Source organism: Paenibacillus nanchangensis, from assembly GCF_046543445.1.
GTDB lineage: Bacteria > Bacillota > Bacilli > Paenibacillales > Paenibacillaceae > Paenibacillus_AQ > Paenibacillus_AQ nanchangensis.
This window is the reverse complement of record NZ_JBHOFD010000037.1, coordinates 1-24,711: the sequence shown is the minus strand read 5'-3', so window position 1 is coordinate 24,711 and position 24,711 is coordinate 1. Positions and strand designations below refer to the sequence as shown.

The 24,711-nt window shown below is 54.3% G+C and carries 20 protein-coding genes; 8 read left to right on the top strand and 12 right to left on the bottom strand.

Annotated features, from left to right (window positions below):
- Positions 1-2 precede the first annotated feature (2 nt).
- A complete protein-coding gene (locus tag ACE6ED_RS24180; RefSeq protein WP_410829992.1) occupies positions 3-1,688 on the top strand; it encodes a hypothetical protein in 1,686 nt (561 codons plus the stop codon).
- Between the two features lie 435 nt (positions 1,689-2,123).
- Positions 2,124-2,954: a hypothetical protein gene (locus ACE6ED_RS24175; protein ID WP_410829991.1), complete on the top strand. Its 831-nt coding sequence runs from the start codon at positions 2,124-2,126 to the stop codon at positions 2,952-2,954.
- A gap of 103 nt (positions 2,955-3,057) precedes the next feature.
- Here ACE6ED_RS24175 and ACE6ED_RS24170 read toward each other — a convergent pair whose 3' ends face one another.
- The 6 genes from ACE6ED_RS24170 to ACE6ED_RS24145 form a co-directional block, all read right to left on the bottom strand.
- Positions 3,058-3,240: a hypothetical protein gene (locus tag ACE6ED_RS24170; protein ID WP_410829990.1), complete on the bottom strand. Its 183-nt coding sequence runs from the start codon at positions 3,238-3,240 to the stop codon at positions 3,058-3,060.
- 110 nt (positions 3,241-3,350) lie between these two features.
- Positions 3,351-3,548, bottom strand: a complete 198-nt coding sequence (locus ACE6ED_RS24165; protein WP_410829989.1) for a hypothetical protein — start codon at positions 3,546-3,548, stop codon at positions 3,351-3,353.
- 323 nt (positions 3,549-3,871) lie between these two features.
- On the bottom strand, positions 3,872-4,534 hold the full coding sequence (locus ACE6ED_RS24160; protein ID WP_410829988.1) for an HAD family hydrolase: 663 nt from the start codon (positions 4,532-4,534) through the stop codon (positions 3,872-3,874).
- Between the two features lie 3 nt (positions 4,535-4,537).
- Entirely contained in the window at positions 4,538-4,735 is a 198-nt protein-coding gene (locus ACE6ED_RS24155) for a DUF4177 domain-containing protein (RefSeq protein ID WP_410829987.1), read from the bottom strand.
- A 291-nt stretch (positions 4,736-5,026) separates the two neighbouring features.
- Positions 5,027-5,890, bottom strand: a complete 864-nt coding sequence (locus tag ACE6ED_RS24150) for a cation diffusion facilitator family transporter (RefSeq protein ID WP_410829986.1) — start codon at positions 5,888-5,890, stop codon at positions 5,027-5,029.
- A 166-nt stretch (positions 5,891-6,056) separates the two neighbouring features.
- The gene (locus tag ACE6ED_RS24145) at positions 6,057-6,833 is read right to left on the bottom strand and encodes an SIR2 family protein (RefSeq protein WP_410829985.1); all 777 of its coding nucleotides are present in this window, start codon (positions 6,831-6,833) and stop codon (positions 6,057-6,059) included.
- 203 nt (positions 6,834-7,036) lie between these two features.
- On the opposite strand from ACE6ED_RS24145, the gene ACE6ED_RS24140 reads away from it, so the two are divergent.
- The 4 genes from ACE6ED_RS24140 to ACE6ED_RS24125 all read left to right on the top strand — a co-directional run bounded on the left by ACE6ED_RS24140 (position 7,037) and on the right by ACE6ED_RS24125 (position 10,575).
- Positions 7,037-7,522, top strand: a complete 486-nt coding sequence (locus ACE6ED_RS24140) for a DUF6803 family protein (protein WP_410829984.1) — start codon at positions 7,037-7,039, stop codon at positions 7,520-7,522.
- Between the two features lie 222 nt (positions 7,523-7,744).
- Entirely contained in the window at positions 7,745-8,632 is an 888-nt protein-coding gene (locus tag ACE6ED_RS24135) for an ABC transporter ATP-binding protein (protein ID WP_410829983.1), read from the top strand.
- Complete coding sequence (locus ACE6ED_RS24130; protein ID WP_410829982.1) at positions 8,629-10,335, top strand: hypothetical protein; 1,707 nt, start codon at positions 8,629-8,631, stop codon at positions 10,333-10,335. Before ACE6ED_RS24135 ends, ACE6ED_RS24130 begins: the two co-directional genes overlap by 4 nt.
- A 69-nt stretch (positions 10,336-10,404) precedes the next feature.
- Complete coding sequence (locus ACE6ED_RS24125; RefSeq protein ID WP_410829981.1) at positions 10,405-10,575, top strand: hypothetical protein; 171 nt, start codon at positions 10,405-10,407, stop codon at positions 10,573-10,575.
- Between the two features lie 170 nt (positions 10,576-10,745).
- Here ACE6ED_RS24125 and ACE6ED_RS24120 read toward each other — a convergent pair whose 3' ends face one another.
- The 6 genes from ACE6ED_RS24120 to ACE6ED_RS24095 all read right to left on the bottom strand — a co-directional run bounded on the left by ACE6ED_RS24120 (position 10,746) and on the right by ACE6ED_RS24095 (position 21,227).
- Positions 10,746-13,121 carry a glycosyl hydrolase family 95 catalytic domain-containing protein gene (locus tag ACE6ED_RS24120; RefSeq protein ID WP_458782640.1) on the bottom strand — a complete coding sequence of 792 codons (2,376 nt, stop codon included), beginning with the start codon at positions 13,119-13,121 and terminating at the stop codon, positions 10,746-10,748.
- A gap of 153 nt (positions 13,122-13,274) precedes the next feature.
- Positions 13,275-14,774: an extracellular solute-binding protein gene (locus tag ACE6ED_RS24115; protein WP_410829979.1), complete on the bottom strand. Its 1,500-nt coding sequence runs from the start codon at positions 14,772-14,774 to the stop codon at positions 13,275-13,277.
- Between the two features lie 135 nt (positions 14,775-14,909).
- The gene (locus ACE6ED_RS24110; protein WP_410829978.1) at positions 14,910-15,782 is read right to left on the bottom strand and encodes a carbohydrate ABC transporter permease; all 873 of its coding nucleotides are present in this window, start codon (positions 15,780-15,782) and stop codon (positions 14,910-14,912) included.
- Between the two features lie 27 nt (positions 15,783-15,809).
- The gene (locus ACE6ED_RS24105) at positions 15,810-16,781 is read right to left on the bottom strand and encodes an ABC transporter permease (RefSeq protein WP_410829977.1); all 972 of its coding nucleotides are present in this window, start codon (positions 16,779-16,781) and stop codon (positions 15,810-15,812) included.
- 416 nt (positions 16,782-17,197) lie between these two features.
- Positions 17,198-19,540, bottom strand: coding sequence for a helix-turn-helix domain-containing protein (locus ACE6ED_RS24100; RefSeq protein ID WP_410829976.1), 2,343 nt, complete (start codon positions 19,538-19,540; stop codon positions 17,198-17,200).
- 130 nt (positions 19,541-19,670) lie between these two features.
- A complete protein-coding gene (locus ACE6ED_RS24095) occupies positions 19,671-21,227 on the bottom strand; it encodes a glycoside hydrolase family 43 protein (RefSeq protein WP_410829975.1) in 1,557 nt (518 codons plus the stop codon).
- 811 nt (positions 21,228-22,038) lie between these two features.
- Between ACE6ED_RS24095 and ACE6ED_RS24090 the strand changes: the two genes are divergently transcribed.
- Positions 22,039-23,346: a hemolysin family protein gene (locus tag ACE6ED_RS24090; protein WP_410829974.1), complete on the top strand. Its 1,308-nt coding sequence runs from the start codon at positions 22,039-22,041 to the stop codon at positions 23,344-23,346.
- Positions 23,347-23,473: 127 nt separating this feature from the next.
- Positions 23,474-24,550 (top strand): hemolysin family protein, encoded by a 1,077-nt coding sequence (locus ACE6ED_RS24085; RefSeq protein WP_410829973.1) that lies wholly within the window; start codon positions 23,474-23,476, stop codon positions 24,548-24,550.
- Positions 24,551-24,711: the final 161 nt, after the last annotated feature.

Here is a 24,711-nt window from a genome sequence, read left to right as displayed (position 1 = left end):
TTATGGATTCATTCCTCACACTGAGAATATTGGACAGATTCGAGCGTCTGTTTGTACGGATGGGCGTAGATTATCCGATGATGCGCCGGATTATCCAGGTCAAGCTGACGATGGATCAAAGGCGGACACCTACTGTCTTCGCCGGGAACGCAAAAAACGGTAAAGCGCCCGTTTACGAACTAAAAAATGGCCGCATCACCAGCACCGACGGAGGCAGTGTCACCAGTTCCTTTTTAAAAGCGATGGGGTTTTATTTGCTGATCGGGGGCATCGGCATCGCGCCGTTTCTGCTGATCGGCATCAATTATATGATGCAGCTTGCCCTGATTTTTGCAATCGTGCTGTTTATGCTGACGACAACGCTGATTTCGGATTTCTCCTCCGTCCTGCTCGATTTGAAAGACAAACAGATTTTGCATACCAAGCCGGTGGATTCCCGTACGCTGAACATGGCCAAATGGATGCATATCGCGAGCTATATGACCTCGCTGACCCTGGCGCTGACGGTGATTCCGCTTGCGGTTGCACTGATTAAGCACGGGCCAGTTTTTTTCGCGTTGTTTCTGCTTGAGACCGTTTTGGCTGTCATCCTTGTGATGGGGCTTACCTCCCTGCTGTACCTGCTGATCCTGAAGCTGTTCGACGGGGAACGGTTAAAAGATATCATCAACTATGTTCAGATCGGCTTGTCGGTTGTCGTTTTGGCCGGCTACCAGCTTGTAATGCGCGTATTTGATATCGTGCATTTTGCTGCTGAGTTTGATGCAAAATGGTGGCATCTGCTGCTGCCGCCGCTGTGGTTCGCCGCCCCCTTCGAATGGCTGTTAGGCGGCAATTCCAGCGGACTGATCCTGGCTCTGGCGGTGCTGTCTGTGCTGGTTCCCTTGCTGTCGGCCGGTCTGTATATGCGGTATGGGGGATCGTTTGAACGCTACCTGCAAAAAATGCAGGAAGGAAGCGCCAAACCGATGCGCAACCCCCGCCGTTTCCGGAATCCGCTGCCGCGGATGCTCTGCCGCACGCAGGCGGAACGGAGCTTTTATTCTTTTGGCGTACGAATGATGTCCAGGGAAAGAGATTTTAAGCTTAAGACGTATCCGATTCTCGGGTTTGCATTGATTTTTCCGTTTCTGTTTCTGCTGAATGCCATTAGCGGCTCCGATTGGAATAACGTCCGCGAAAGCCGGATGTATCTGGTAATTTATTTAAGCGCGATATGCATTCCTACCATTATCCAGATGCTGCGTTATTCCGGTAATTATAAAGCGTCATATATTTACCGTACGACCCCGCTGGAGGATATGAACGCAGTCTACAAAGGAACATTGAAAGCCGCCCTCCTGCGTCTGTTTGTTCCGCTGCTGGTGCTGCAGGCGGTCTTCTTTATCTGCTTATTCGGCTTACGGATCATCCCGGATGTGATCTGTTTGTTATTAACCGCTTCACTGTATTCGGTTATCTCTTTTCGTGTTTACGGCAGGGAGCTGCCATTTTCGGAATCTTTTGCTAACAAAGGGCAAGATGATTTATTTAAGTTCCTGATCGTCGCACTTTTCCTTGGCGCCTTTGCGGGTATGCATTATGTATCTTTGAATATTCCCTTTGGGGCGTACGGTTATGCTGTTCTTTTAGTCTGCGCCAATGCGGCGGTGTGGAGCGGAAATTTTGAACCCGGACCTGGTAAATAAACAAGGGCAGGTGACGTGAGAGTTCACTACCCAGGCCGGGATGTGTGAGTTCACACCCAGGCCGGGATGTGACGAAGTAGGTGAGCTGGAGTGTTCAGCCCCAAGGTGACAAGGCGGTGAACTCAGTGTTCACTACCCAGGCCGGTGCGGCGAGGCAGGTGAGCGGGAATGATCACTGTCCAGGCCGGTACGGCGAGGCAGATGCAATCAACTTTCTGCTCCGTCATGCCCGCAGCATGAGGCAGTACAAATTTAAGAACTAATGTTCCTTAATGCTTGACTGATGGAATCTTTTAGGATATATTGGTATCAAATTCGTCGACAGCGGGAGAAGCACCCCGCGAGCAGGCTTACACAGCCTGTCTCGCGGGGTGCTTTTTTGTGTCTATTGGCGGATGATCATGTTATCCATTCGTATGGAGGAGGACGAGGCGAATGTCTAGAATGAAGGAACAACTGCCCGCAGCAGAAGGAAACGGACGGACCGGATTGGAGAGGTATATAAAAGGGCTAAGCAGGTGGTTGCTCGCAATCCTGCCTTTGGTTTTGCTGATAGGCGCTCCCTCTTCAGCATCAGCGTCAGGAGACTGGGATGCGGCCTGGAACGGAATGGACGCCGTATTCCGGCAGGTGGAGACGCTGGAGAGCGCCGTCAAGCTGGAAGCGCTGGAGATTCAGGCGCTGCGTAAGCGAAATCAGACTGCCTTGTCCGAGGTGAATACGGCGATCAAGCAAATTGATGCGCAGAAGCTCAAGACACTGAAGGCCGCTGCCGAGCAGATTCAGCGCAAGCATGATCCGCTGATCAAGCAGTACAGCGATTTGGGGAAACGGGCGGCCGCCGCCAGAAGGGGGAAAGACCGCAGAACCGCCGAGCTGCTTGACTTAAAGCGTAATCAGATCAAGGCATCCGTGACAGCGGCCCGCACGGAGATCGGCCGGGCGAAAGACGCCTATTCGGCTGCCCGGAAGGAAGCCGCCGCCAAATCGAAGCGCATTAAGGATGCCATCCAGCCCGTGCAGCCGCTGAAGAAGCAGGTGGCGGCGGAGAATGCAAAGATTTCCGGCGCGAAGAAGCTCCGCACCGCTGCCGAGAAGCGCTACCGCAGCGCGGTCAAGCAGGGCAATGCGGTTGCCGCTATGGCGGAGATTGGGCTGATCGCCAAGGAGCTGGGCAGCATCCATGCTTCCCAGCAATCGGTTTACGGCTGGGAACAGCGGATCGGGCAGCTTGCCGCCGGAGCCAAGGCAATGATCCCCCGCTAGCTGCGGATAAATGGTTTACGCTAGGGACTGGTGGCGCCCGCAATATACCAAACAGGCCGGATCCATGCAGGATCCGGCCTGTGAGCCCAAAGTCTGGGGCCCTCTATGATTTTTTCGAATCGACTGTCGGGTCGGGGTGCGCCGAAGGAGCAGGTTTCGCTTCCCATTCATCGGCCTCCGGCTCGATATCAACGCCATTCTCCATCTTCTTGCGTTCCGCCAAGGAATCCTGGTTCGGGTCCACTTCGTTACGCAGCTTCGCTTCGTCGTGAATATGTTGATCCATCGTGATTCCTCCTCCTTCCGGATTATCGGTTAATGTTCATATTTATAGTTACCCAATGTGTCCTTTTGCAAACATTAACTTCGATTTCCGCAAGGTGAAAGGTCTCCCGGTTAATCCACCGGACGCTGTCCCCGCTGTTCCTTCATAATCCGGGTGAGCGACTGGTATTCGTTTTGTCTTCGCATTGTTTCCAGCCGAATGTCGCTATAGAGCCCTTCCGTGATGCCGCCATACAGTTTCTGCCGATCTCCCGCCGTCTCCAACTCGCGTCTGTTACGGTAACGTGCATTTCCATCGCGATCGCGCATTTCTGTACCTCCTTCATGCGTAGTCACCCTTATACCGTCATTATAACCAAGAATGAATGCGCATACAAGCCGCTTGCTGCGGAGGTATTGCCCGAATTTTGTATCCTAAACGCTGCTGGGCTGCCGCCCCTGCCAGCTGCACTTATCTTCTGACTGAAAAAGCGCCGCCGAAACAGGCGAGGCTGTAGTGACGCCGTATTTATGTATGGTTTAGATTAGTCTGAGGCAACGTCCAAGCAGCCGTTTTTCAAGCAGGTGATTGTTGACCTGTGATCGCTCCGACAGCGGGCTTTCTGGCAGGCAATCTAACGGCAGCCTCTCATTCAAACAGGAGTTCTCTGCCGGGCAAAGCCCTCCCGGAGATCCTCCAGGGTCCGGTAATAATGTACCGGATTCCAGGCTCGCAGCTCTTCTTCCGTACCATAGCCGTAACCGACTGCAATGGCGTCGATGCCGTTTTTACCGGCGCCGATCAGATCATGCTTCCGGTCTCCGATCATCACCGAATCTGCAGCGTTTAGCGCGTGCTTATCCATGACGTAGGCAATCAGTTCTCCTTTATCCGAACGGGTTCCGTCCAGCTCGCTGCCGTATATACCGGTAAAGTAACCCTCAAGCCCAAAATGGCGGACAATCTCGGCCGCATACACGATCGGCTTGGACGTTGCCACGTACAATTCACGGCCCTGCTCCTTCAGCAGACATAGAAGCGTATCGATCCCTGCATAGGGTTCATTTTCGTACATGCCGCGGGTGCCAAAGTATTCCCGGTAATAACCGACAGCTTCCCAGGCAGCCGCCTCCTGCATGCCATAAAAATCCATAAAGGAATTCAGCAGCGGCGGTCCGATGAACGGAATCAGTGTGTCTGGATCAGGCTCCACGATCCCAAACTTCGCCAGAGCATACTGCACGCCGCCGGTAATACCGAGCTTGGGGTCTGTCAGCGTACCGTCGAGATCAAACAAAACATGTCCATAGTTCATGGGTTAACCCAGCTTTCTTTTAAAAACAGCAATAATATCCCGCGAAGCCCCCTGGCCAAGGCTTGTATCAAAGCAGGAAACCAGTTCCCACCCCTCGCTGCCGAACGAATTCAGCAGTTCCTCAAATTCACCTTGGTCGATTTTGCCGCCTAAAAATCCTCCAGTTTGGTATTTGGCGGTACGGTATTCCCATCGCTCCATGTTCCCCACTCCTTTGGTCGCATATTGTTGGCTGCATGTTATATTGGATACCTTAAGTGCGAAATCCTGCGCGGAGTGGTAAAAAGGCGGGATGTGGACTTCATTCGACTCCGTAAAAACACTCCCTCTCTAGGCTTCACTGCTTGGAGGGCAGTGTGTTTTGGTGACGCAAAACAGCGACCCTCCAATGGAGAATCGCTGCTCTGCTCACCCCTTATGAGAGCTATACGGTAGCGGTCAATGCTCGTGATACCTATGCCTCACTACAGGACCGCGCCCGCAGACAAAAATTCAAAACGGCTCAATATGAACATGCGTCTGCCGGATATTATATTTATCCCGGAGCTTCTCTTCGATGCTGTCGGATAAGGCATGGCTGGTCAGTACTGTCATCTCCTGATCCACCTCAATCGTCAGATCGACGATAATCTGGTTGCCGTATACCCGCCCCCTGATGTCCTTAACCCGGTCTACCCCTTCCATGGAACTGACCGTTCGTTTGTATTTCTCGAGTTCCTCCACGTCAAAACCGTCCGTAAGCATATGCGATGCCTCGCGGAATACTTCCCAGGCGGTGCGGCAAATGAGAAGGCCCACAATCAGGGCGGTCAGCGCATCCAGCCACGCCAAACCCCACGCGCTGCCCGCTATGCCGATTACCGTACCGAAGCTTACCCAGGCGTCCGAGCGGTTATCCGCCGCGGCCGCTTTGAGTGCATGGCTGCCCGTCTCACGCGCGAGACGAAGATTATACCGGTACACCCCGTACATGGCCAGACCGCTTACCCCGGCGACTGCGGCAGCCCACAGGTCAGGCGCCGTATGCACCGGATGCATCAACTTGCCGGCCGCTCCGATCAGCACCTGGATGCCGACGGCCGCCATTATAAACGAGGCTACCAGCGAGGCTACCGTCTCCGCCCGGAAATGGCCGTAACGGTGGTCCGCATCGGCGGGTATTTTGGAAATGCGGAGTCCAATCAGCACCGCCAGCGAAGCCAGGATATCTGTCGTATTGTTCAGTCCGTCGGCTGTCAGCCCCTGGGACCCTGCCCAATGTCCGGCGGCAAGCTTGCCTGCGGCCAAAATCAAATAAACGATAATGCTCAGTATCGCGCCGGTCTCGGCCCGTCCTGCAGTTGTTTCGGATTGCACAGCGATTCAGTCTCCCGTCCCCTATGTAAGATAGGTTTCCATTATACGAAACCGGGATCGTGTGGGTCTAGAGAAACAGTCTTTCGCTGTCCAACAAGGTTTCGCATGCTTCAAGACAATTTCGAGCGGCTAACTATGTTTCGCCAGGCCAACCTTTGCGTCTGCGCTATTTTACACTTGAGCGGGAAGCCAGCTTCCGGAAATAATGCAGCAGCTGCAGTGTGTCGCCTTCCACAATGTTAAAGCGGAGTGCTTTGAAATACTGGATGTCCTCCTCACGCGGGTCTTTCAGCACAATCCATTTGGGCTTATGCCGGTCATGCTGACCCGAAAACAACGTATGCAGCACCCCCGCATCCTGCAAGCTGTATCCCCAGAACAAGGTCGGCGTGCTTTGGATCGAATCACGGAGCAGCTCCCAGGCCTCCCGGTCATTGCCGAAGGTGCTTGCAAGATCCGTAGAGGCAAAAACAAGCGGCCGGGTATCGTCATTCACGGAGCCGTGCAGCGGGATGTAATTGATTTGCCCCTGCTCATGGACGAGCGGACCATGCTGGGTGAAATCCACCACATCGGGGTCTTCCCCTTTTTCATAAATCCGGTTAATCAAATTATCGATATTGGTCGTAAAAATATTGTAAATCGCAATCGTTTTAAGCGCGCTGTACGCCTTGTCATAACTGCCTACCCGGAAACGGGCGCGCAGATATTCCTCAAACTCCTCCTGGCGGTTCACCTTCAAAATGGTGGACATCTGGGGCAGGGACATATTCGGCGAGACGCTAAATTGCTCCGACAGCTCCCGGGTTAACGCATCCCCGCCTGGAAGCGGCTGGCCTTCCTCGTCACGGGCATACAGCGAGAAGCCCGCCCCCAGGAACAAATTGATTCCTCCGGCAAGCGCCTGATGAAACAAGTCGGTTTTTTCAATTTTTATCGTCATATGCGCCACCTCTGTTTGCGGTTCTTTGGCTGTGTATTCGGTTCTGTTCGGTAAAGGGTCTTACCCTCCTATTCACCCGGCTGAACCCGAGATAACCGGTTTACGGACATTTCGTTTCCGTTTCCCTCCCCAGCCACACACTTTCCACAAATCTTTTGCATAAAATGAGGCTTGTACAAATTACAATGTTGGGGGAAAACAAAATGAGTATGACGCATTATATGTCCCTGCTTGCGGACAACCAGCCTTGGAACCTCATCCTGTTTATGGCCATTCCGGTTTTGTTCGCCGAGACGATCACCGTCACCGAATTTTTTATTTTGTTCGGCAAAAAAACAGCGGGCCGTCTTAAAGCCTTTAACCGGATCTGCAGTATCGCGGCGGGACTCTATTTCACCGGCATCTTCCTTTACCTGTTCCCCACCGCTTTTATTCCGCTTACCATAAACGGTGGCTGGCACACTTGGGTGGACGTTGTGGCCGTCGGCTTTTACCTGAGCGGCGTTCTGTTCCTGCTTCCGCTTGCGCTGCTAGACTTCGGGCTTATCGGGCGCAGGCGGACCGAAGAGCAGAAGCTGAAGCTGCACTTCCTGCTTGTCTCAGGGTTCCTGGTCGTCGCCCACATCGCGATGATCTTCGGCATGGTCGACCCTGAAATCGTCGGCGGCATGGCCGGCATGCAGCATTAACCAACCAAGATATAGACCTCCCGGCCGGAACGTACACGTTCCGGTTTTTTCCCGTTTCTATAATAAAAAAAGCAGTTACCCTCGGGCGGCCGACAGGATCGCAGGTTTTAGAAATGTGTCATTCCGGCGAACACCGCAGGGGGAAGCGGCTGCTCTCCGTCCAACGAACTGAAAAAACCGGTGCGGATGCATGGCACCGGCTACTACCCAAGGAGGATGGCTATGCTACTTGAATTACAGCAATTGGAGCTGCAGCGGGGAACAAAACACGCGCTGTACCCGCTGAATTTGAAGCTGGAAAAAGGAATAACAGGCCTGCTTGGCCCAAACGGCGCGGGGAAATCCACGCTCATGAACGTGCTGGCGGGCATTACGCGGCCGACTAAGGGCACTCTGCGGCTGGATGGACGCGAGATTTCGGGAAGAGACCGCGCCTATCGCAGCCTTATCGGCTATTTACCCCAGCAGGCCGGCGTGATCCCGCAGCTGACCGGCCGGGAATTTCTATTGTACATGGCCGCGCTTAAAGGCTTGGACCGGGCGGAAGCACGGAACAAAGGCGCGGAGCTGCTGGAAATGTTCCACCTGACCGCCGTGGCGAATCAACAGATCCGGACCTACTCCGGAGGGATGAAGCAGCGGCTCGCCATCGCCCAATCCCTGCTGAACGCCCCTCGCCTGCTGCTGCTTGACGAGCCGTCGGTTGGCCTCGATCCGGACGAACGGCTGGCCTTGAAGCGCGTACTGGCGGAAACGGCAAAAGAAGCGGCCGTGCTGCTGTCCACGCACATCGTCTCCGACGTGGAGAACGCCGCCGGACGGCTGCTTATTCTGAAGCAAGGACGGATGCTGGCCTGTGGAACGCCGGCCGAGCTGATAGGCTCGCTCGCAGGAAAGGTCTGGGAGCTGAGGCTGCCCGAGGAGCGCGCAGCGGATCTGCAGCATCGCTACGTCTGCGGCACGGTTCTGGCTTCCGGCGGCGAAGCGGCAGTTCATGTCCTCTCGCCAGTGAGGCCCCACCCGGAGGCCGCAGCCGTTCAAGCAACTATGGAGGATGTCTATTTGCACCACATCCACCGGGAACGTATTGAAGGAGCGGCAGCGCAATGAGAAACCGCCGGAGCTTTTTTCCTTCCCTGACCGTACCGGACTTCAAAGCCCGGTTCCGCAGCGCCGGCTGGATGTACCCGCTGATGGCTCTCGCCTTGCTGACTTATTTTTATTTCCCCGCCGAAAACTCGCTACACAGCTTCTCCGCAGCAATCCGGGCTCCAGAGATTGATGGAGAGTTCCGAGGCCTGTACAATTCGGCATGGATGGGACTGGTGACCGTAATGTTCCTGCATACGGTGCTGCTGGCTTTCGGGATACTGCTCGTCCGCTCCTCTATCTCGCGGGACCGGAGCCTGGGGCTCGGCAGCTATTTCTTGTCTTCGCCCGTCTCCATTCACCGCTACGTTGAGGTCAAACGGCTGTCCAACTTCATCTATCTCGCGGGTATCGCGTTTGGCGTCGAGCTTATGGCCCTTGTGATGCAGCTGAGCCGGGGGGAAAGCCTGCAGATTCGCATCCTGGATTACGTTATTCCTTATATCGTTTTGATTCTTCCGTTTCTGTACGTCATCGCTACCGCAGCCGTGGCGCTGGAGCTGTTCCGGCCGCTTCGGGGGATGGCGGGCAACGTTCTGATTCTCGTCGGGGCAATCGCATATCTTGGCGTAATGCTCGGCGGAATCGACAAAAAAAGCATAAATCCGAACGCCGACTTTACCGGTCTGCTGTTCGTAGTCGATCATGTCTCCAGCGAATTTATCCGCAATCTTGGACTAAGCAGGTGGGAAGGCGACTTTTCTTTTTTTCAGAATATCCGGCAGTATGATCATCATTTTGTCGTTCATTCCGTCCATTGGAAAATGGAATTTCTGCTCAGCCGCCTGCTGGTCATCCTATCGGCCGGGGTGCTGCTGCACGGGATCGTCCGTCTCACCGGCTGGGAGCGCCTGTTTCGGGAACCGAAACAGCCGTCCCGGCGGGACGATACACAATTGGCGGCTTCAGCGGACCAGGCTCCGCCCGTCCCTCTGGCGCCCGGCGCCTTAGATGCTTCAGCCTCCTTGGCTGCACACGGATCGTCGGTTGCGACCGGCGCCTTAGCTCACTCTGGCTCCTTGCGGTCCGGCTCTCATACGCGGCCCGGCACTTTTGCATCGCCCGCCGCGTCTGGTATCGCCTTCTTACGCCCGGCAAAGCTGAGGGCGTCCGCACTTAAGCTGCTCCCTTATGAGCTGCTGCTCGCGGTTCGCGGCCTCGGGCGGGTTAAAGCCATCGCGCTGCTTGGCCTGCTTCTGCTGTCCTGGCTTCCCTCCAGCGGGGACCTGTCCGGGTTTAATTTTCTGCTGGTCGCGGCGGGTCCCCTGCTGCTCCTGCCCGGCATCGAACTGCACGGGGGCGATCCCGCCATCCGCTGCGCGCTTGGTTTCAAACGCAGTTATTTTGCGGCCAAAGCTGCTGCCTTTGGCGTACCGCTTGTCCTGCTGTTCACCGTTCCGGCGCTGCGGCTGATCGCTGACGGCCAATCCGGCAGCGTGCTTGGGCTGCTGTGCGGGCTGTGCTTTGCGCTGGGACTGGGGCTTATCGGCGCCTTTTACAGTCCGCATCTTGTTGGAGGCGTATATTTGTTCCTCTGGTATACGGGTGTCGTGCAGGGGCTGCCGGCAGCCGATTTGTTTGGCCTCCACGGGGGAATCGCAATTCCGGCACTCTACGGCGCAGCAGGTGTACTGCTGATGACCGCCGCATACAGGAAGCTGTAGGCCGAGGCGGCAGGATAAAACCTTCCATTTCGTTTCATACTATGGTCAATGCCAACGGAGGTGAACGTCTTGCCCAAAAACAGCGCCGATGCCAAACACGACCGTGCCGACAACCGCGCGGACAAAAAGGACAATCAGCAAAATCACGATCATTTTACAGAGGAACCGCAGACGCTGAACAGCGTAAAAGCCGCCGACTATGTGCCGAGCTTAAACCGGATTCCGAAAAACGAAAGCTAACAAGGGACTGGCTGCCCCGAAATAAAAAACAGACAACAAGGCTATCGCGCCGGAAGTATCCCGGTGTGATAGCCTTGTTTGTGAGCCTGTTCATGCAGCCCGTGTACTTCTAAACAGTACACTTATGAACTGTACGTTTCTGTATTGTGCCCTTCTGAGCTATGCGCTTCTTATCTCGACAACGGGACAAGACGAACTTCCCCGCCAGGCTTCATAAACAGCCGGATGACGGCGGCTCCTGAAGCTTCGGCGGCTCCTGAAGCTTCGGCGGTTCCTGAAGCTTCAGTGCTTCCGGCATTACGTGCCACTCCTCCGGATATACCGGCCACCTCAGCCTGAACCGGTTGTTTGGTCCGGATCACGCATTCTCCCTTATGATCCGCGCGAATCCGGGCTTCCAGCAGCACGCCGTCCTGCCACTCTATGTCTACCTCAAAACCGCCGCGCGCCCGCAGTCCCTTCACCTGTCCTGTACTCCAGGCAGCCGGCAGCGCTGGGAGCAGATACAGCGTCCCCTTGTGACTCTGCAGCAGCATTTCCGCGATCCCCGCCGTGCCTCCGAAATTCCCGTCGATCTGAAACGGCGGATGATTGTCCAGCAGATTGGGCAGCGTCGAACGGCGCAGCAGCTCGCCAACATGGTGCGCTGCCTGCTCGCCGTCGTGAAGCCTCGCCCAGAAGTTAATGATCCAAGCCCGGCTCCACCCGGTGTGTCCGCCGCCATGCGCCAGCCGCCGTCCCAGTGTCACACGGGCGGCCTCCGCCCATTCTGGTGTATTATCCGGATCAATGGCTCCGCCTGGGTGAAGCGCAAACAGGTGGGAAATATGCCGGTGGCCCGGATCGGCTTCCTCGTAATCTTCAAGCCATTCCTGGATCTGCCCGTACCGGCCAATCCGAATCCCCGGCAGACGTTCCAGCGTATGCTGCCACTGCCGCCGCAGACTGTCGTCGACGTTCAGCAGCTTGGAAGCTTCAATACAAGCCCCGAACAGCTCGGTCAAGATCTGGCTGTCCATGGCCGGGCCATAACACAACGTGCCGGTTTCGCCGCTTTGCAGCACATAGCGGTTCTCCGGCGAGACAGAAGGAGCTGTGACCAGGCTGCCGTCCGGCGACTCGACCAGAAAATCGAGAAAAAAGTCCGCCGCCTCTTTCATCGTCCCGTATGCTAGCTGCAAAAAAGCGGTATCCCGTGTAAAGCAATAATGTTCCCACAGATGCAGGCACAGCCATGCAGCCCCCATCGTCCAGTACGTTGCCGGAGGATAAATATCCTGCGGTGCTGTATCCGCCCAAAGGTCCGTGTTGTGGTGGGCAACAAACCCCCGGCATCCGTACATAAGCTCAGCAGTCACCCGCCCTGGCTCCCTCATTCGCTCAATTAAATCAAATAGCGGCAGGTGGCATTCGGACAGATTGCAGACTTCCGCAGGCCAGTAGTTCATCTGCGTATTAATATTGATCGTGAATTTACTGTCCCAAGGCGGTGTCATTTCCTCATTCCAGATCCCCTGCAGGTTGGCTGGCAGCGAACCGGGACGGCTGGAGCTGATCAGCAAATAACGCCCGTAAGCAAAATATAAGGCGATCAGCTCCGGATCATCCGCCCCTCTCTTAAGCGCTTCCAGCCTTGCCGGAGTCGGTATATTCCGCTGCGTTCCGTCTCCGCCAAGCGACAAACTCACCCGGCTGTACAGGCGGCGGTAGTCCTCTGTGTGGCGCTCCAGCAGCTCGCAGTAGGAGCGAACCGCCGCACGTTCCAGCCTCAGCCGGCATTCGGACTCCGGATTCTCATGCCGGAACCGGGTAGCCCCCGCGATCAGCAGCGTCACGGCGCGGGCGCCTTCCACGATCAGATGCTGTCCGGACGGATGCATGGTTCCGCCGTCCGGTATGGCTTTTAGCATTAAGGCATATTCCCCTGCTTCGGCGCCGTAGCAGCTGTTCAGCATGACCAAACCGTCCCTGTCCCTGGGCTCCGTCCGTTCGACGAAACGCCCTTTTTTGCGGTCAAATCTGAGCGACAGGGTCAGACCGTCAGGACAGTCCGTTTCCAGCCGCAGGCAGAGCACATCATCCGGATAACTGGCGAACGCTTCGCGCCGGTATTTCCACCCGTCCGCTTCGTATTCGGTCACCGCGACAGCCCGCGCCAGGTCCAGCTCGCGGCGGTAGTTCAGCGTCCCGCTTTCCGTCCCGCTCAGCTCGATCAGCAGGTCGCCAGCGGTCATATAATGCCGCTGGCTTGGCGGCATTCCCGACAACGCCGTTTCAGCCAGCCGGTGCGCCTCACGTAGTCTGCCGGCGAACAGCAGCTCCCGGATTTCCCCCAGTCTGCGGCGCGCATCCGGATTGTTGCGGTCCCGGGGCCCGCCGTACCAGACGGAATCCTCGTTCAGCTGAATCCGTTCCTTCAAGACTCCCCCAAAAACCATCGCACCAAGCCGTCCGTTGCCGAGCGGAAGTGCCTCGTTCCAATTTTTGGCGGGCTGGTCAAACCATATTTTGCTGTCGATAGGATCGATATTGTCTAAGGTGTGCATGTTGTCCATGTTGTCCATGTTGTCCATGTTGTCCATGTTGTCTACGTTGTCTACGTTGTCTGTGTTGTTTACGCTGCCCCTGTTGTCTGCGCTATCCATAATATCCAAATACCTTCCTTTCACGCCTCACAGCGCCGCAAACACTGTCCCGGTTTACTTGCTGCTTTCATAAGATTCCTTGTATTCTTTGGCGATTTGGTCGCCGCCCGTTTCCCGCCATTTCTTCACTTCCGCTTTCCAGGCTGCCTCGTCGATCTGCCCCATAATAAATTTGGTCTGCGCGTCGGTAATCATCTGTTCCAGCTCGCCGCCCCGTTCGTAGTAAGTATCCGAGTTGAGCGTCAGCGCCGGGTTAGGCACCACGTATTGTTCATTTTCAAAAACGATTTGTCTGCTGCGCCGGGAAAGCTCGGTTTCCTTGGCTTTTTTCTCCATATTATACCGCTCTCCGCGCTGCGGGAACGTATCCCGGTAAGGTTTAACCTCCTGCGCATCTTTGTCTTTATCGATGACTTCGGTAAATTCGCCGGCCACTTTATAATGAGTGCCTTCAATTCCTTTGTTGATCACATTCACCATTTCCGGGTCCAGCAGCTTGTCGACGAACGTTAAAATCTGACGCACTTCTTCTTCCGTTGCTACCTTGGATTTCGGTATGGCCAAAAATCCCGTATTGCCGCTTTCGCCCGGCACCCGGATGCCGTCAGGTCCCTGCAGCGGAGCTACGCCGACCACGGCGCCCGGCACAGCCGCATCAAGCTTGGTCTGCAGCGACTGCGCGTTGCCGCCCGTAATCCGGATGTTGGCCCGGCCGGATTCATACACTTTGTTCAGTTCGGACGCATCAACCACAGCAAAATCCTGGTTGATTAACCGTTCCGCGTACATTTTTCTGAACATTTTCATCACCTCAAAAAACGTCTCATCCTCAAACTCGGGATAAAAATTGCCTTGTTCGTCAATTCCCCATTTGTTGGGCGCGCCAAGGGAAACAGCAAGACGCGATAGCGTGGATGCGGTCCCGACATTGTACGCTTTATCCAGCATCATGCCGTACGTATCGCGTTTTCCGTTTTTGTCCGGATCTTCTTCGGTGCTGAATTTGATGATGTTATACCAATCCTCAACCGATTTCGGCGGCTGCAGCCCGGCTGCATCCAGCCAGTCCTGCCGGTAGGTTACCACAGCCCGGCCCATGTCCCGGTAGAGCGGTATGCCGTACACTTTTCCGTCCACCTTGATGTTGTCGTAATATGCCTGAGGCTGCGCGGCCAGGTTCGGGAAATCTTTTAGCATCGGACCGATCTCCCAAAACAAATCCGACTTGATTGAACTGATCATCGTAGGCGTATAATTCAGCTTAATCAGCTTTGGCAGCTCGTCGGACGCGATCATCACGTTTACCTTCTCGTCATACGCGGAGTAAGGAATCCATTGGATGCTCAGATCCGTATTCGTATACTCGCGAATTTTGTTTTCGATGGGATTGTCTGCATTCGGAATCTCTCCGACCTGGTTCACTACCAGCGTCAAAGGATAAGGCCCTGACGCTTCCCCTTGTGCCGCGGGTTCATTCCCGCCGCATGCCGACAAAACGCCGGCGGAAAGCGCCAAGGATGCCAATACCGATGCCCATTTGCGTGTTTTTTTCAACTTGTACCCCTCCAATTATCTATGGTTTATCTATTCCAATTCTCCTCAACAGCAAGTTGTATCCAAGCCATTTTATTATAGAAGAAAAGAATACAAGCGTCGTCTCCCCTCAACATAGCGCAAGCCCAACTGGAGTTACCCTTTGACGGAACCCAGCATGACCCCTTTGGCAAAATGCTTCTGCAGGAACGGATACACCAGCAAAATCGGCACAGTAGCGAATACTATAACGGCCATACGCACCGTAAGCGGCTGAATGTCTGCTTCGTCAAAGCCGGTGTCGCCGACACGCGATTGGGCCAAAATGACAATTTCCCGCAGCAGCACTTGAATTGGCCATTTGGTATTGTCGTTGATATACAAAATGGCGTTAAAAAACGTGTTCCAATGAGCCACGGCGTAAAACAGCCCAAACGTGGCCATGGCCGGCAGCGACAGCGGAATGACAATCCGCAGCAGGACGCCGAAGTCGTTGCAGCCGTCGATTTTGGCGGAGTCCTCCAGTCCGTCGGGAATCTGCTGAAAAAAGTTCTTTAGCACAATCAGATTAAAGGCGCTGATCGCCGAAGGAATCATAAGCGACCATAACGTATTGGTTAAATTCAGTGAGCTGACCACAAAATAAGTCGGAATCATGCCGCCGCCAAACAGCATCGTAAACAGTACGCCAAAAAGGATGATCTGCCGGCCGCGCAAATTGGGTTTGGACAGCGGGTAGGCCATCAATGAAGTGAACACCAGATTGATTAGCGTGCCCAGCACCGTAACATAAATCGATACGGCCAGGCTTCGCGGCAGCGTCGCGGAAGATAAGATGTATTCATAAGCGACAAACGAAAATTCTTTGGGCCACAAGATGATCCCGCCTCTGGCTACTTCAGCCGGCGAAGCAAAGGAAACACCGAGCACGTATACAAAGGGCAGCACACAAATGATCGCAATAATAAACAGCAGCGACATGTTGACGATGTCAAACAGGCGGTTTCCCCAAGTTTTATCCTGTTTCATAAGTTTTTTTCCTCCTTTCGGGTAAAATCAGTAGACGCCTTCTTCGCCGAACTTTTTGGCAAGCCAATTCGATCCCAGCACCAGCACCAGTCCGATCAAGGATTTGAACAACCCGACGGCCGCGCTGTAGCTGTACTGCGCCTGCGTCATCCCTTTGGTGTAGACATACGTGTCGAATACCTCGCCCACTTCCCGGTTCGTCGGCGCAATCATCAGGAAAATCTGTTCAAACCCGGTATCCAGGAAGTTGCCCAGCCGCAAAATCAGCAAGATCACAATCGTACTGCGGATAGCAGGCAGCGTGATATGCCACAGCTGTTTCCATCTTCCCGCGCCGTCGATCCGGGCCGCTTCATACTGCTGGAGATCCACACCGGCAAGGGCTGCCAAAAAAATTACCGTTCCCCAGCCGACTTCCTTCCAGATAGACTGGCTGACGATCATCGTCCGGAACCAGTCGGATTCGAGCAGAAACGGAACCCGGTTCCCCGTAATCTGGTAAAGCAGCTCGTTGATAATCCCGTTTTCCGTCGTGAACAAAATGTAAAAAATCCCGACAACGACCACCCAGGAGACAAAATGGGGGATGTAAATCAACGTCTGCACAAACCTTTTGAAGCGCTCCCGCCTCAGCTCGTTCAGCATCAGGGACAAAATAATCGGCAGCGGAAAAAAGAAAATCAGATTGTACAGCGCCAGAATCAGCGTATTGCGAAACAAAGTCCAGAACTGCGGTTCGCTGAAAAAGCGCTCAAAATGCTTGAACCCCACCCACGGGCTGCCTGTGAAACCCAAGTGGGGTTTGTAATCCTGAAACGCCATCGTTACCCCATACATAGGCACATACTTGAAAATAACAAAGTACAGCACACCGGGAAGCAGCATCAAATACATCCATTTGTCGCGGACCAGGTCCCGGATCAATGCCGACCGTTTTTGCCTGCGGAGCTCCTTTCGTACCACGGGTCCGGCCGCGGCCAACGTTTCCTGTGAACTCATCGTCTCGAATCCTCTCCTTACTGAAGTCCTGTTCAGCCCCTCGCGGGCAAATCGTACCGGAGGGCTGATTTCATTATTCCTTGGCCTGCGCGTGGCAGACTATAGTCCATCGATAACTTGCAAAAGAAACAAGGCGGCAGCACAGAAACGTGAGGGGTACGCAGCCGCGGACATAAACAGCGATAAGGCCGGCTTAACCTGCAATATGCCGGAGTTAACCCTATGTTTTTTGCCCCATTTGCAGCAAAAAAAGACGATCCCCCGGAGGCAGCCGGACGGAATCGCCTTGGACGCGTATTTGTCTGTGTTTTTGTCTGCTTCTTAGTCTGCTTCTTTATTTGCTTACTACGGATGCTGCACTTGGTTTGCTTATCTGCTTACTACGGATGCTGCACTTGAGTCTGCTTGTCTGCTTACTACGGATGCTGCACTTGGTTTTGCGTCTCCCGGTACTGGCCCGGGGTCATGCCAAAGGTTTTGCGGAACGTACGGATAAAGGCGCTGATATTGGTATACCGGATTTTTTCGCCGATTTCGGAAATCTTCATCTCCGTGGTCTCCAGCATCCTTTTTGCCTGGTTCATCCGGTAATCGGTCAAATATTCGCTATAGGTGACGCCCATTTCTTTTTTGAACACGCGGCTTAGATATACCGGATGAAAATTCATAACGGAAGCACAGTATTCCAGCGACAAATCCTGATCGTATTGCTCGTGGATCATCCGGGTCATTTTATGTGCAATATTAACGAACCGGGTTTCGGCCAGTTCAGACAGCAGCTCAATAGTGGGCACAAATAGTCTTGTACGGAACCAATGCGCAATTTCTTCGCGGGTCTGCAGCCGGAGCAGCAGTTTGATTTCTTTGTCCCCGCCCAGCACCTGGCGCACGGATACCCCCTGTTCCTGGACCACTTTAAGCACTTTCGTAGCCAGCTGGATCAGCAGCAAATGATGCTCCCTAAGCAGCTGCGGTTTGCCCAAAATTTCTTCAAGATACTGCCGGAAAATATGCTCCGCCTGGTCCAGCTGCAGGTCCTTTAATGCGGTGGCCAGCCGGTCTTCCAGCGTCCGCAGTCCGGTATATACCGCCGCCTGGCCGTTCCCGCTGTTTTCGACATCCTCAAAATGCACGATAATATCCGAGCCGAGATTGAAACGCGAAGACAGCGCCGTCAGGCTCTCTTCATAGGCATGAACGGTGTCCGGCAGCTTCCTAAAAGGCCGGCTGATGCCGATGCTGGCATGGAGTCCCAGCACCTGTTCCGCTTTTTCCTTGATCTGCTCAGCCGCACGGTAGAAACGTCCCCTGCATTCCTGCGGATCGTCCGAATCCGAGGTCACCAGCGTCACCTGGGCTTTGTTGATGACAATAGGCGTAAACCGGGTAGACTCCGGCAGCAGTTCGGCCACGATATTGCTTACGGCAAACAGCAGCAGCTCCCGGTCCTGTTCCTGAAACCGCGTATCCTGTATATTGTCGATCTCCAGCGTCAGCACGCCAAGCCGCTTCCATCCCGCAGGGTAGCCGTACCATCCGGAGCGGTACATTTCATAGTCTCCCGCCATCTGCCCGGTGAGCAGCTTCAGCACATAAAATTCGCGCAGATGTACCGATTGCGTCCGCATCCTCCGGTCGAGCTCTTCTTTGGAGTGCGCAAGCGAGTTCAGGCTGCTCTGGATGAACTCCAGCTCGTCTTCCCCGCCGCAGGCCGCGGCATTCCGCTCGGGATGAACACGGCCCGCATATTCGCGGAGCCTGCGGATTGGCTTATACATCCGGCGGCTGCCGAGAAAAGCCAGCACCAGAACCGCACCCAGCAGCAGAAGGCAGACCGCGGCAGTCAGCATGGCGATTTTACGGGTCTCCTGGGTCACTTTGTCCAACGGAACGACGGAAACATAGGACCAGCCATTGTAACCGGAGGGGGAATAGATGACACTAACCTTGGTCCCCTCGGCTTTTGCCAAAAAAGCGCCCTGCTTATCCCCTTCCTGTGCGATCTTCCGCATTACGGCTTCATTAATCGCTGCGTAACGTTCCTTTTCCGCCGCTGAAGACAAAAACGCTACGCCTTCCCTGCTTAAAATGAACTGATTGGCCAACATATCGCGATCGCGCGGCTTCAGCACACTGCGCAATTCCTCCGCATTGATCTGAAGCATCAGGAGACCGGACGGCCGGGAGGATCTCGGCAGCAGCGGGATTTTATGTATCAGCTGGATCGTATGCACCCTATCCTGCACGGACTCGGACGCCTCTGGTGCAGCACCTGCTCCGGCACGGCTCGTAACCGTTTTCATTTCCGTGTTCCAAAAAATGCTGTCCTGCTTCTGCAGCAGGCCGCCCCATCTGCGTTCGGCTTCCCCGGCCTCAAGCTGTTTCAAGCCGCTCAGATCCACCGACCAATGATAATCGAGGTTGATCAGATACACCTGATTTAGGACCGCTTGGCTTTGCAGGGCAAACATCTCGTTCATCAGCTTGCGGACGTCGATAAAATCCTTGCTTGCGAGCGGCTGATTCATTAGTGTTTTGACCAGACTCGATTTCTCAAACTGCAAAGCGGCATTTTCCATGGATCGCATGGTCTGCTCGACACGCATTTGGGTTTGGTTCAACAGATGAAGATTGCCCTGGTTGACCTTCTCTTCCACATCGTCCGCGGCAATCATATACGACAAAATGCCGATGATGACGGTCGGCAGGGCGCCCAGCAGCAGACTGAAAACAAGCATTCGGGTTAGGTACTTGTTCACTTTCGGCAGCTCCTTTGTTATGGGGACAAACATGCTGTTGTTCCGGCCGGCTTGGTTCCCGCCCCGCAGTCTGGCTGACGGGGCGGGTCTTTGCCACATAGAGAGGATAATACAAGCGGTCTATCCTTCCTTAGGCTAAATCGCCGGCAGGCTCCAGCCGGAACCAGTCAAAATCGGCATAACCTCCTGCGGCGGATTCCGTACCGCCAAGCAGGGAAAGCAGGCCGATTTTGGCTCCGACCCAGCCGCCGGGAGTAGCGGTAAAATCACCGCCGATCGGCGTATACGTCCGGTCATCCCAGCTGTACGCAAACGCAAACACCGCTTCCGGCCGGCATTCCGCACGAAGGTATACCGGGCCTTCCGGCGCGTCCCCTTCCGCAGCGGCAAGTGTGCGTTCCCAATTCTCCCCGCCGCCCCGTCCTTCCACCAGCACAAGCGCCAGACGGTCCCGCTCTTTACGCAAGGCCAAATAAGCATAAGCATGGCCAAATACGATCAGACCGGCGCGTTCTCCTTCGGCTTCCGGGTGAAACTCCAGTTTGGCCGTTACTCTGAAGCTTGGCGCGGGCAGCTTCTGGCACAGCATATCGGGAGAAGCGTACACCGTCTCCGCCGCGCCGGGCAGCGGCCGGCTGTAAAGGCGGAGCCAACCGGGCCGTTCAGTCAGGGAAGCACAGACCGCACCGGGATTGCCCTGCCACTGCCACTGCAGGCCAAGCGCATCCGCATCAAATTCATCCGACGTATCCGGAACCTGAATGGGGTGTATACCGCCCACGTCCGGTTTTTTATGTACACTGACCGGTTCGCCGATGCCGTCGCCGTCAATATCGATCCCCATAAGCGGCCAATCATCTTCCCACCGCATCGGCTGGAGGTGTACAATCCGTCCGTACGCATTCCGGTCCTGAAAATGAATAAACCAGCATTCTCCGGACTCCAGCTCAACATATCCCCCTTGATGGGGGCCGTTAGTTTCCGTACTGCCCTGCTGCAGCACGATTTTGTCCTCGTAGGGTCCGTATACGTCCCGGGAGCGGAGAATGGTCTGCCATCCGGTTGGCACCCCTCCCGCAGGCGCAAAAATATAATAATACCCATTCCGCTTATACATTTTTGGGCCTTCCATTGTGGGATGATTCAGCTCTCCATCATAAATAATCACCCCATCGTCCAGCAGCTCCGTTCCGTCCGGCTTCATGCCGCACATTTTCAGCCGGTGTTTGATGCCCGAGCGGCTTCTCGCAAAAGCGTGGACCAGATACGCCCGGCCGTCCTCATCCCAAAACGGGCAAGGATCGATCCAGCCTTTCGCTTCTTTGACGAGATGCAGCGGCGACCAAGGTCCTGCCGGATCGGTGGCTGTCGTCATATAAATCCCTTCGTCCGGCGCGCTGAAGAAAATCCAAAACTTCCCGTCATGATAACGGATGCTGGGCGCCCATACCCCGTCTCCGTGGCGAACCGGTCCGTCGTATTCACCCGGCAGGCGGTCCACCGCATGTCCGATCAGCCTCCAGTTCACCAGGTCTTTGGAGTGCAGGATCGGCAGCCCGGGCGTGTGCGCAAAGCTGGATGCCGTCATATAAAAATCCCCGCCGACTCGAATGACGTCAGGGTCCGAATAGTCCGCGTAAAGGATCGGGTTGCGGTAGGTGCCATTCCCGAGATCCGCCGTCCACATTTGTTGTCCTCCTGCTGTGCTTGTTTGATTCAGCATATCTAGTTCCCCTTTCTAAAACTCTCATCATTTCATTATTACCTGCTCCCGCGTTTCCTTCCATAGCCCGCAGACAACTTAGGGCGAATTTGCCCCCTAATGCTGCGAGATAAAGTGCGTAGCTCCAAATAAATCCGATGTGCCGGAAGCAACTTCGTTAGGTTACCGCTGCCTATCTGTTCCCTGCCAGCTTGTCCGAATGTATCGGGACTGGGCTGCCAATTTGCAGCATCAATGGTCCACAGTGCAGCCGCTCCCACTGGCCACGTTGCTGCCGCTCCCGCTGGATTCCAAGTTTGGCTGGCGTCCGCTCTCCCTCCTTCTACGCAGCCATCTACTCAGTATTCAACATACGATTGCATCAGACCATACTCATTAGATAACTTTTTCCTCAAAATCATAATCATTAGGACGGTTATCGGTGAAATGCTGCCCATACTCTTACATAAAAAGCTGAAATACTATAAATTTCCGTGATTGCGGGCAAGATATCGTATCCATGGTTCAAGTGTTGTTTGCAGCGGACCCTACCGGACAAAACAAAACCATGACGTGAAACTGGATGGTTTGGTTCCGATTATGCTATACTTTTGGCTATACCAATCGAGAGGAGGTTCGTCTGCATTGGGAAGGCGTTTCTGCAAGTGGATCGTGCTCCGAATCTGATCGGCCGCCTCCACCGGAGTAGTACCAGGATGAACCGCTATGAGGACATAGCGGATGGACGGAAGTCAACTTCAACTTGGAGGTGAATCCCTCTTTACGAGGGAAAGGATTGGACCTAATAACCATTACGAATTTATTTATTCTTGCCGTTTTAATAGCACTTACGGCGTTTTTTGTAGCATCCGAGTTTGCTGCCGTCAAAATGCGGATGTCGCGGATTGAACAGCTGATCGACGAAGGCAACAAAAAAGCGCTGACCGCCAAAAAAGTGGTCGGCAATCTGGATTACTATCTGTCCGCCTGCCAGCTCGGCATCACCATTACCGCGCTGGGTTTGGGCGCAATCGGCAAACCTGCCGTTGAACGGATCATGTATCCCCTATTTGATCTTTTGAATCTGTCGGATGCAACCGCATCGGTTGCTTCTTATGCCATTGCCTTTATTCTCGTTACCTTTCTTCATGTCGTGGTCGGCGAAATGGCGCCCAAGACACTTGCGATCCAATTTGCGGAGAAATTAACGCTGCTGCTGTCGCCGCCGCTGTATTGGTTCGGCCGCATCATGCATCCTTTTATATTGGCGCTGAACGGAACCTCCCGTATCATTTTGCGCGGCTTTGGCGTCAAACCCGCAGGTCATGAGGAACATTATTCTGAAGAAGAACTGCGCATCATTATGGCCCAAAGCTTTGAAGGCGGAGAAATTAACGAAACAAAGCTGGAGTACCTGGACAACGTCTTTTCGTTCGATGAGCGGATGGCCAAAGATATTATGATTCCAAGAACGGAAATGGTCGCTCTGGACAAAGAAATGACGTATGCGGAGATTATCCGCGTGCTGGATGGCAATAATTATACCCGTTATCCGGTAATTGAAAGCGGGAATAAGGATAGGGTTACCGGTGTCGTCAACGCCAAAAAGCTGCTTCCCCACATTATCGCGGGTACAGAGTACGATTTGCAGGATTTTGTCCGTCCGCTCCCTTCGGTACTGGAAGTTACGCCAATTAAGGAAGCGATGCTCAAAATGCAAAAAGAACAGCTGCATATGGCGCTTGTGATTGACGAATACGGCGGAACTGCCGGAATTCTTACCATGGAGGATATACTGGAAGAGCTGGTGGGGGAAATCCGGGACGAGTTCGATGCGGACGAGGTGCTGGACATCCAGCCGGCCGGGGACCGGGAGTTCCTGATCAGCGGACGGGTTCTGCTCGAAGAGCTGGAAGACCGGTTCGGGATTGTTTTTGACAATAGTGAAGAGATCGATACTATCGGCGGGTGGATTCAGCTGCGGGAAGGGACATCCGTCCAGCCCGGGTACAAGTTTCGCTATAGCGGCCATGACTGGAGCATTACGGAGACGGATCATTTCCGGATCAAACTGATTCGGCTGGTCCTCTCAAACGAGACTTAACAGCCGGTCCATCCGCATCGTTCGTTAGTATGGATGCACTTTATAGATGCCTTTAATTGATGGATGTTGTTTATTCATTTCATTTTAATTGATGTGGAGGTGAATCCCTCCTGCCCGAGGGAAATCATTGGACGGAATTCTAACGATCAATTTAATTCTGGTCGCCATTTTCATTGGACTTACCGCTTTTTTTGTAGGAGCCGAATTTGCGATATTAAAAGTCCGGATGAGCCGGATCGATCAGCTGATTGCGGAAGGCAACAAAAAAGCCGTCGTCGCCAAAAAAGTAGCCCATGACCTGGATTACTATCTGTCGGCGTGCCAGCTGGGAATCACCATTACCGCCCTCGTGTTGGGCGCTTTGGGCGAACCGACCGTCGAGCGGATTTTGCACCCGATTTTTGATGAGCTTGGAGTGCCGGCGGCGCTGTCGACGATCCTTTCCTATGCGATCGCCCTGGCGGTCATCACATTTTTGCATGTCGTGATCGGTGAACTTGCGCCCAAGACCCTTGCCATTCAGTATGCGGAAAAAATGACCTTGCTGCTTGCTCCTCCGCTCTACTGGTTCGGTAAAATCACAAGTCCTTTTATTGCCGCGCTGAACGGCTCCGCCCGCTTGCTGCTGCGCCTGTTTGGCGTCAAGCCTGCCGGCCATGAGACCGTCCATTCCGAAGAAGAGCTGAAGTGGATTGTGGATCAGAGCTACGAAAGCGGCGAGATCAATAAAACGGAACTGGTTTATTTGAACAATATTTTTGCGTTTGACGAACGGACGCTTGGTGAAATCATCGTGCCGCTGCACAAAGTGGTGACCGTCCGCTCCGGCATGCCGGTCGACGAACTGATCCGCCTGCTTAGCGAGCATGATTACACCCGTTATCCCGTAGTTCCGGCCGATTCGGGCGGCGCTTTTACCGGTTATATCAACACCAAAGAGATGCTTACGGGGATCGCAGCGGGGAGAGCCGCCGACTGGAGCCTGTATATCCACGAGATCCCTAAGTTTAAAGACACGGATTCGATCCGGGATGTGCTGCTAAAAATGCAGCAGACCCGTGTCCATATGGCCGCCGTGCAAAACACCGCAGGAGCGGCGGTGGGCATCGTAACGATGGAGGACATTCTGGAGGAAATCGTCGGCGACATCCGGGATGAAACGCTTGATGTAGATGTGCAGTCTGTACAGAGTGACACTAGGTAATTGCTAAAAAAGCTGTCTTCGGCGGTCTATGGGCCGCTGAAGACAGCTTTTATTCTTTAGTTTTATATAATTGCATTATTCCTGTAAAGTCTGCTACCGGGAATCCGATTTACTGTTTACTGTGCAGTACCGTCCGAAAAGAAAAAACCACCGCCGGAATC

Coding starts and splice junctions, on each gene's coding strand:
- ACE6ED_RS24165 (WP_410829989.1), bottom strand. CDS start 3,548: ATGCGCGATCGCGATGGAAATGCACGTTACCGTAACAGACGCGAGTTG.
- ACE6ED_RS24135 (WP_410829983.1), top strand. CDS start 7,745: ATGCTACTTGAATTACAGCAATTGGAGCTGCAGCGGGGAACAAAACAC.
- ACE6ED_RS24170 (WP_410829990.1), bottom strand. CDS start 3,240: ATGGATCAACATATTCACGACGAAGCGAAGCTGCGTAACGAAGTGGAC.
- ACE6ED_RS24155 (WP_410829987.1), bottom strand. CDS start 4,735: ATGGAGCGATGGGAATACCGTACCGCCAAATACCAAACTGGAGGATTT.
- ACE6ED_RS24110 (WP_410829978.1), bottom strand. CDS start 15,782: ATGAAACAGGATAAAACTTGGGGAAACCGCCTGTTTGACATCGTCAAC.
- ACE6ED_RS24130 (WP_410829982.1), top strand. CDS start 8,629: ATGAGAAACCGCCGGAGCTTTTTTCCTTCCCTGACCGTACCGGACTTC.
- ACE6ED_RS24120 (WP_458782640.1), bottom strand. CDS start 13,121: ATGCACACCTTAGACAATATCGATCCTATCGACAGCAAAATATGGTTT.
- ACE6ED_RS24095 (WP_410829975.1), bottom strand. CDS start 21,227: ATGTGGACGGCGGATCTCGGGAATGGCACCTACCGCAACCCGATCCTT.
- ACE6ED_RS24140 (WP_410829984.1), top strand. CDS start 7,037: ATGAGTATGACGCATTATATGTCCCTGCTTGCGGACAACCAGCCTTGG.
- ACE6ED_RS24105 (WP_410829977.1), bottom strand. CDS start 16,781: ATGAGTTCACAGGAAACGTTGGCCGCGGCCGGACCCGTGGTACGAAAG.
- ACE6ED_RS24175 (WP_410829991.1), top strand. CDS start 2,124: ATGTCTAGAATGAAGGAACAACTGCCCGCAGCAGAAGGAAACGGACGG.
- ACE6ED_RS24145 (WP_410829985.1), bottom strand. CDS start 6,833: ATGACGATAAAAATTGAAAAAACCGACTTGTTTCATCAGGCGCTTGCC.
- ACE6ED_RS24160 (WP_410829988.1), bottom strand. CDS start 4,534: ATGAACTATGGACATGTTTTGTTTGATCTCGACGGTACGCTGACAGAC.
- ACE6ED_RS24180 (WP_410829992.1), top strand. CDS start 3: ATGGATTCATTCCTCACACTGAGAATATTGGACAGATTCGAGCGTCTG.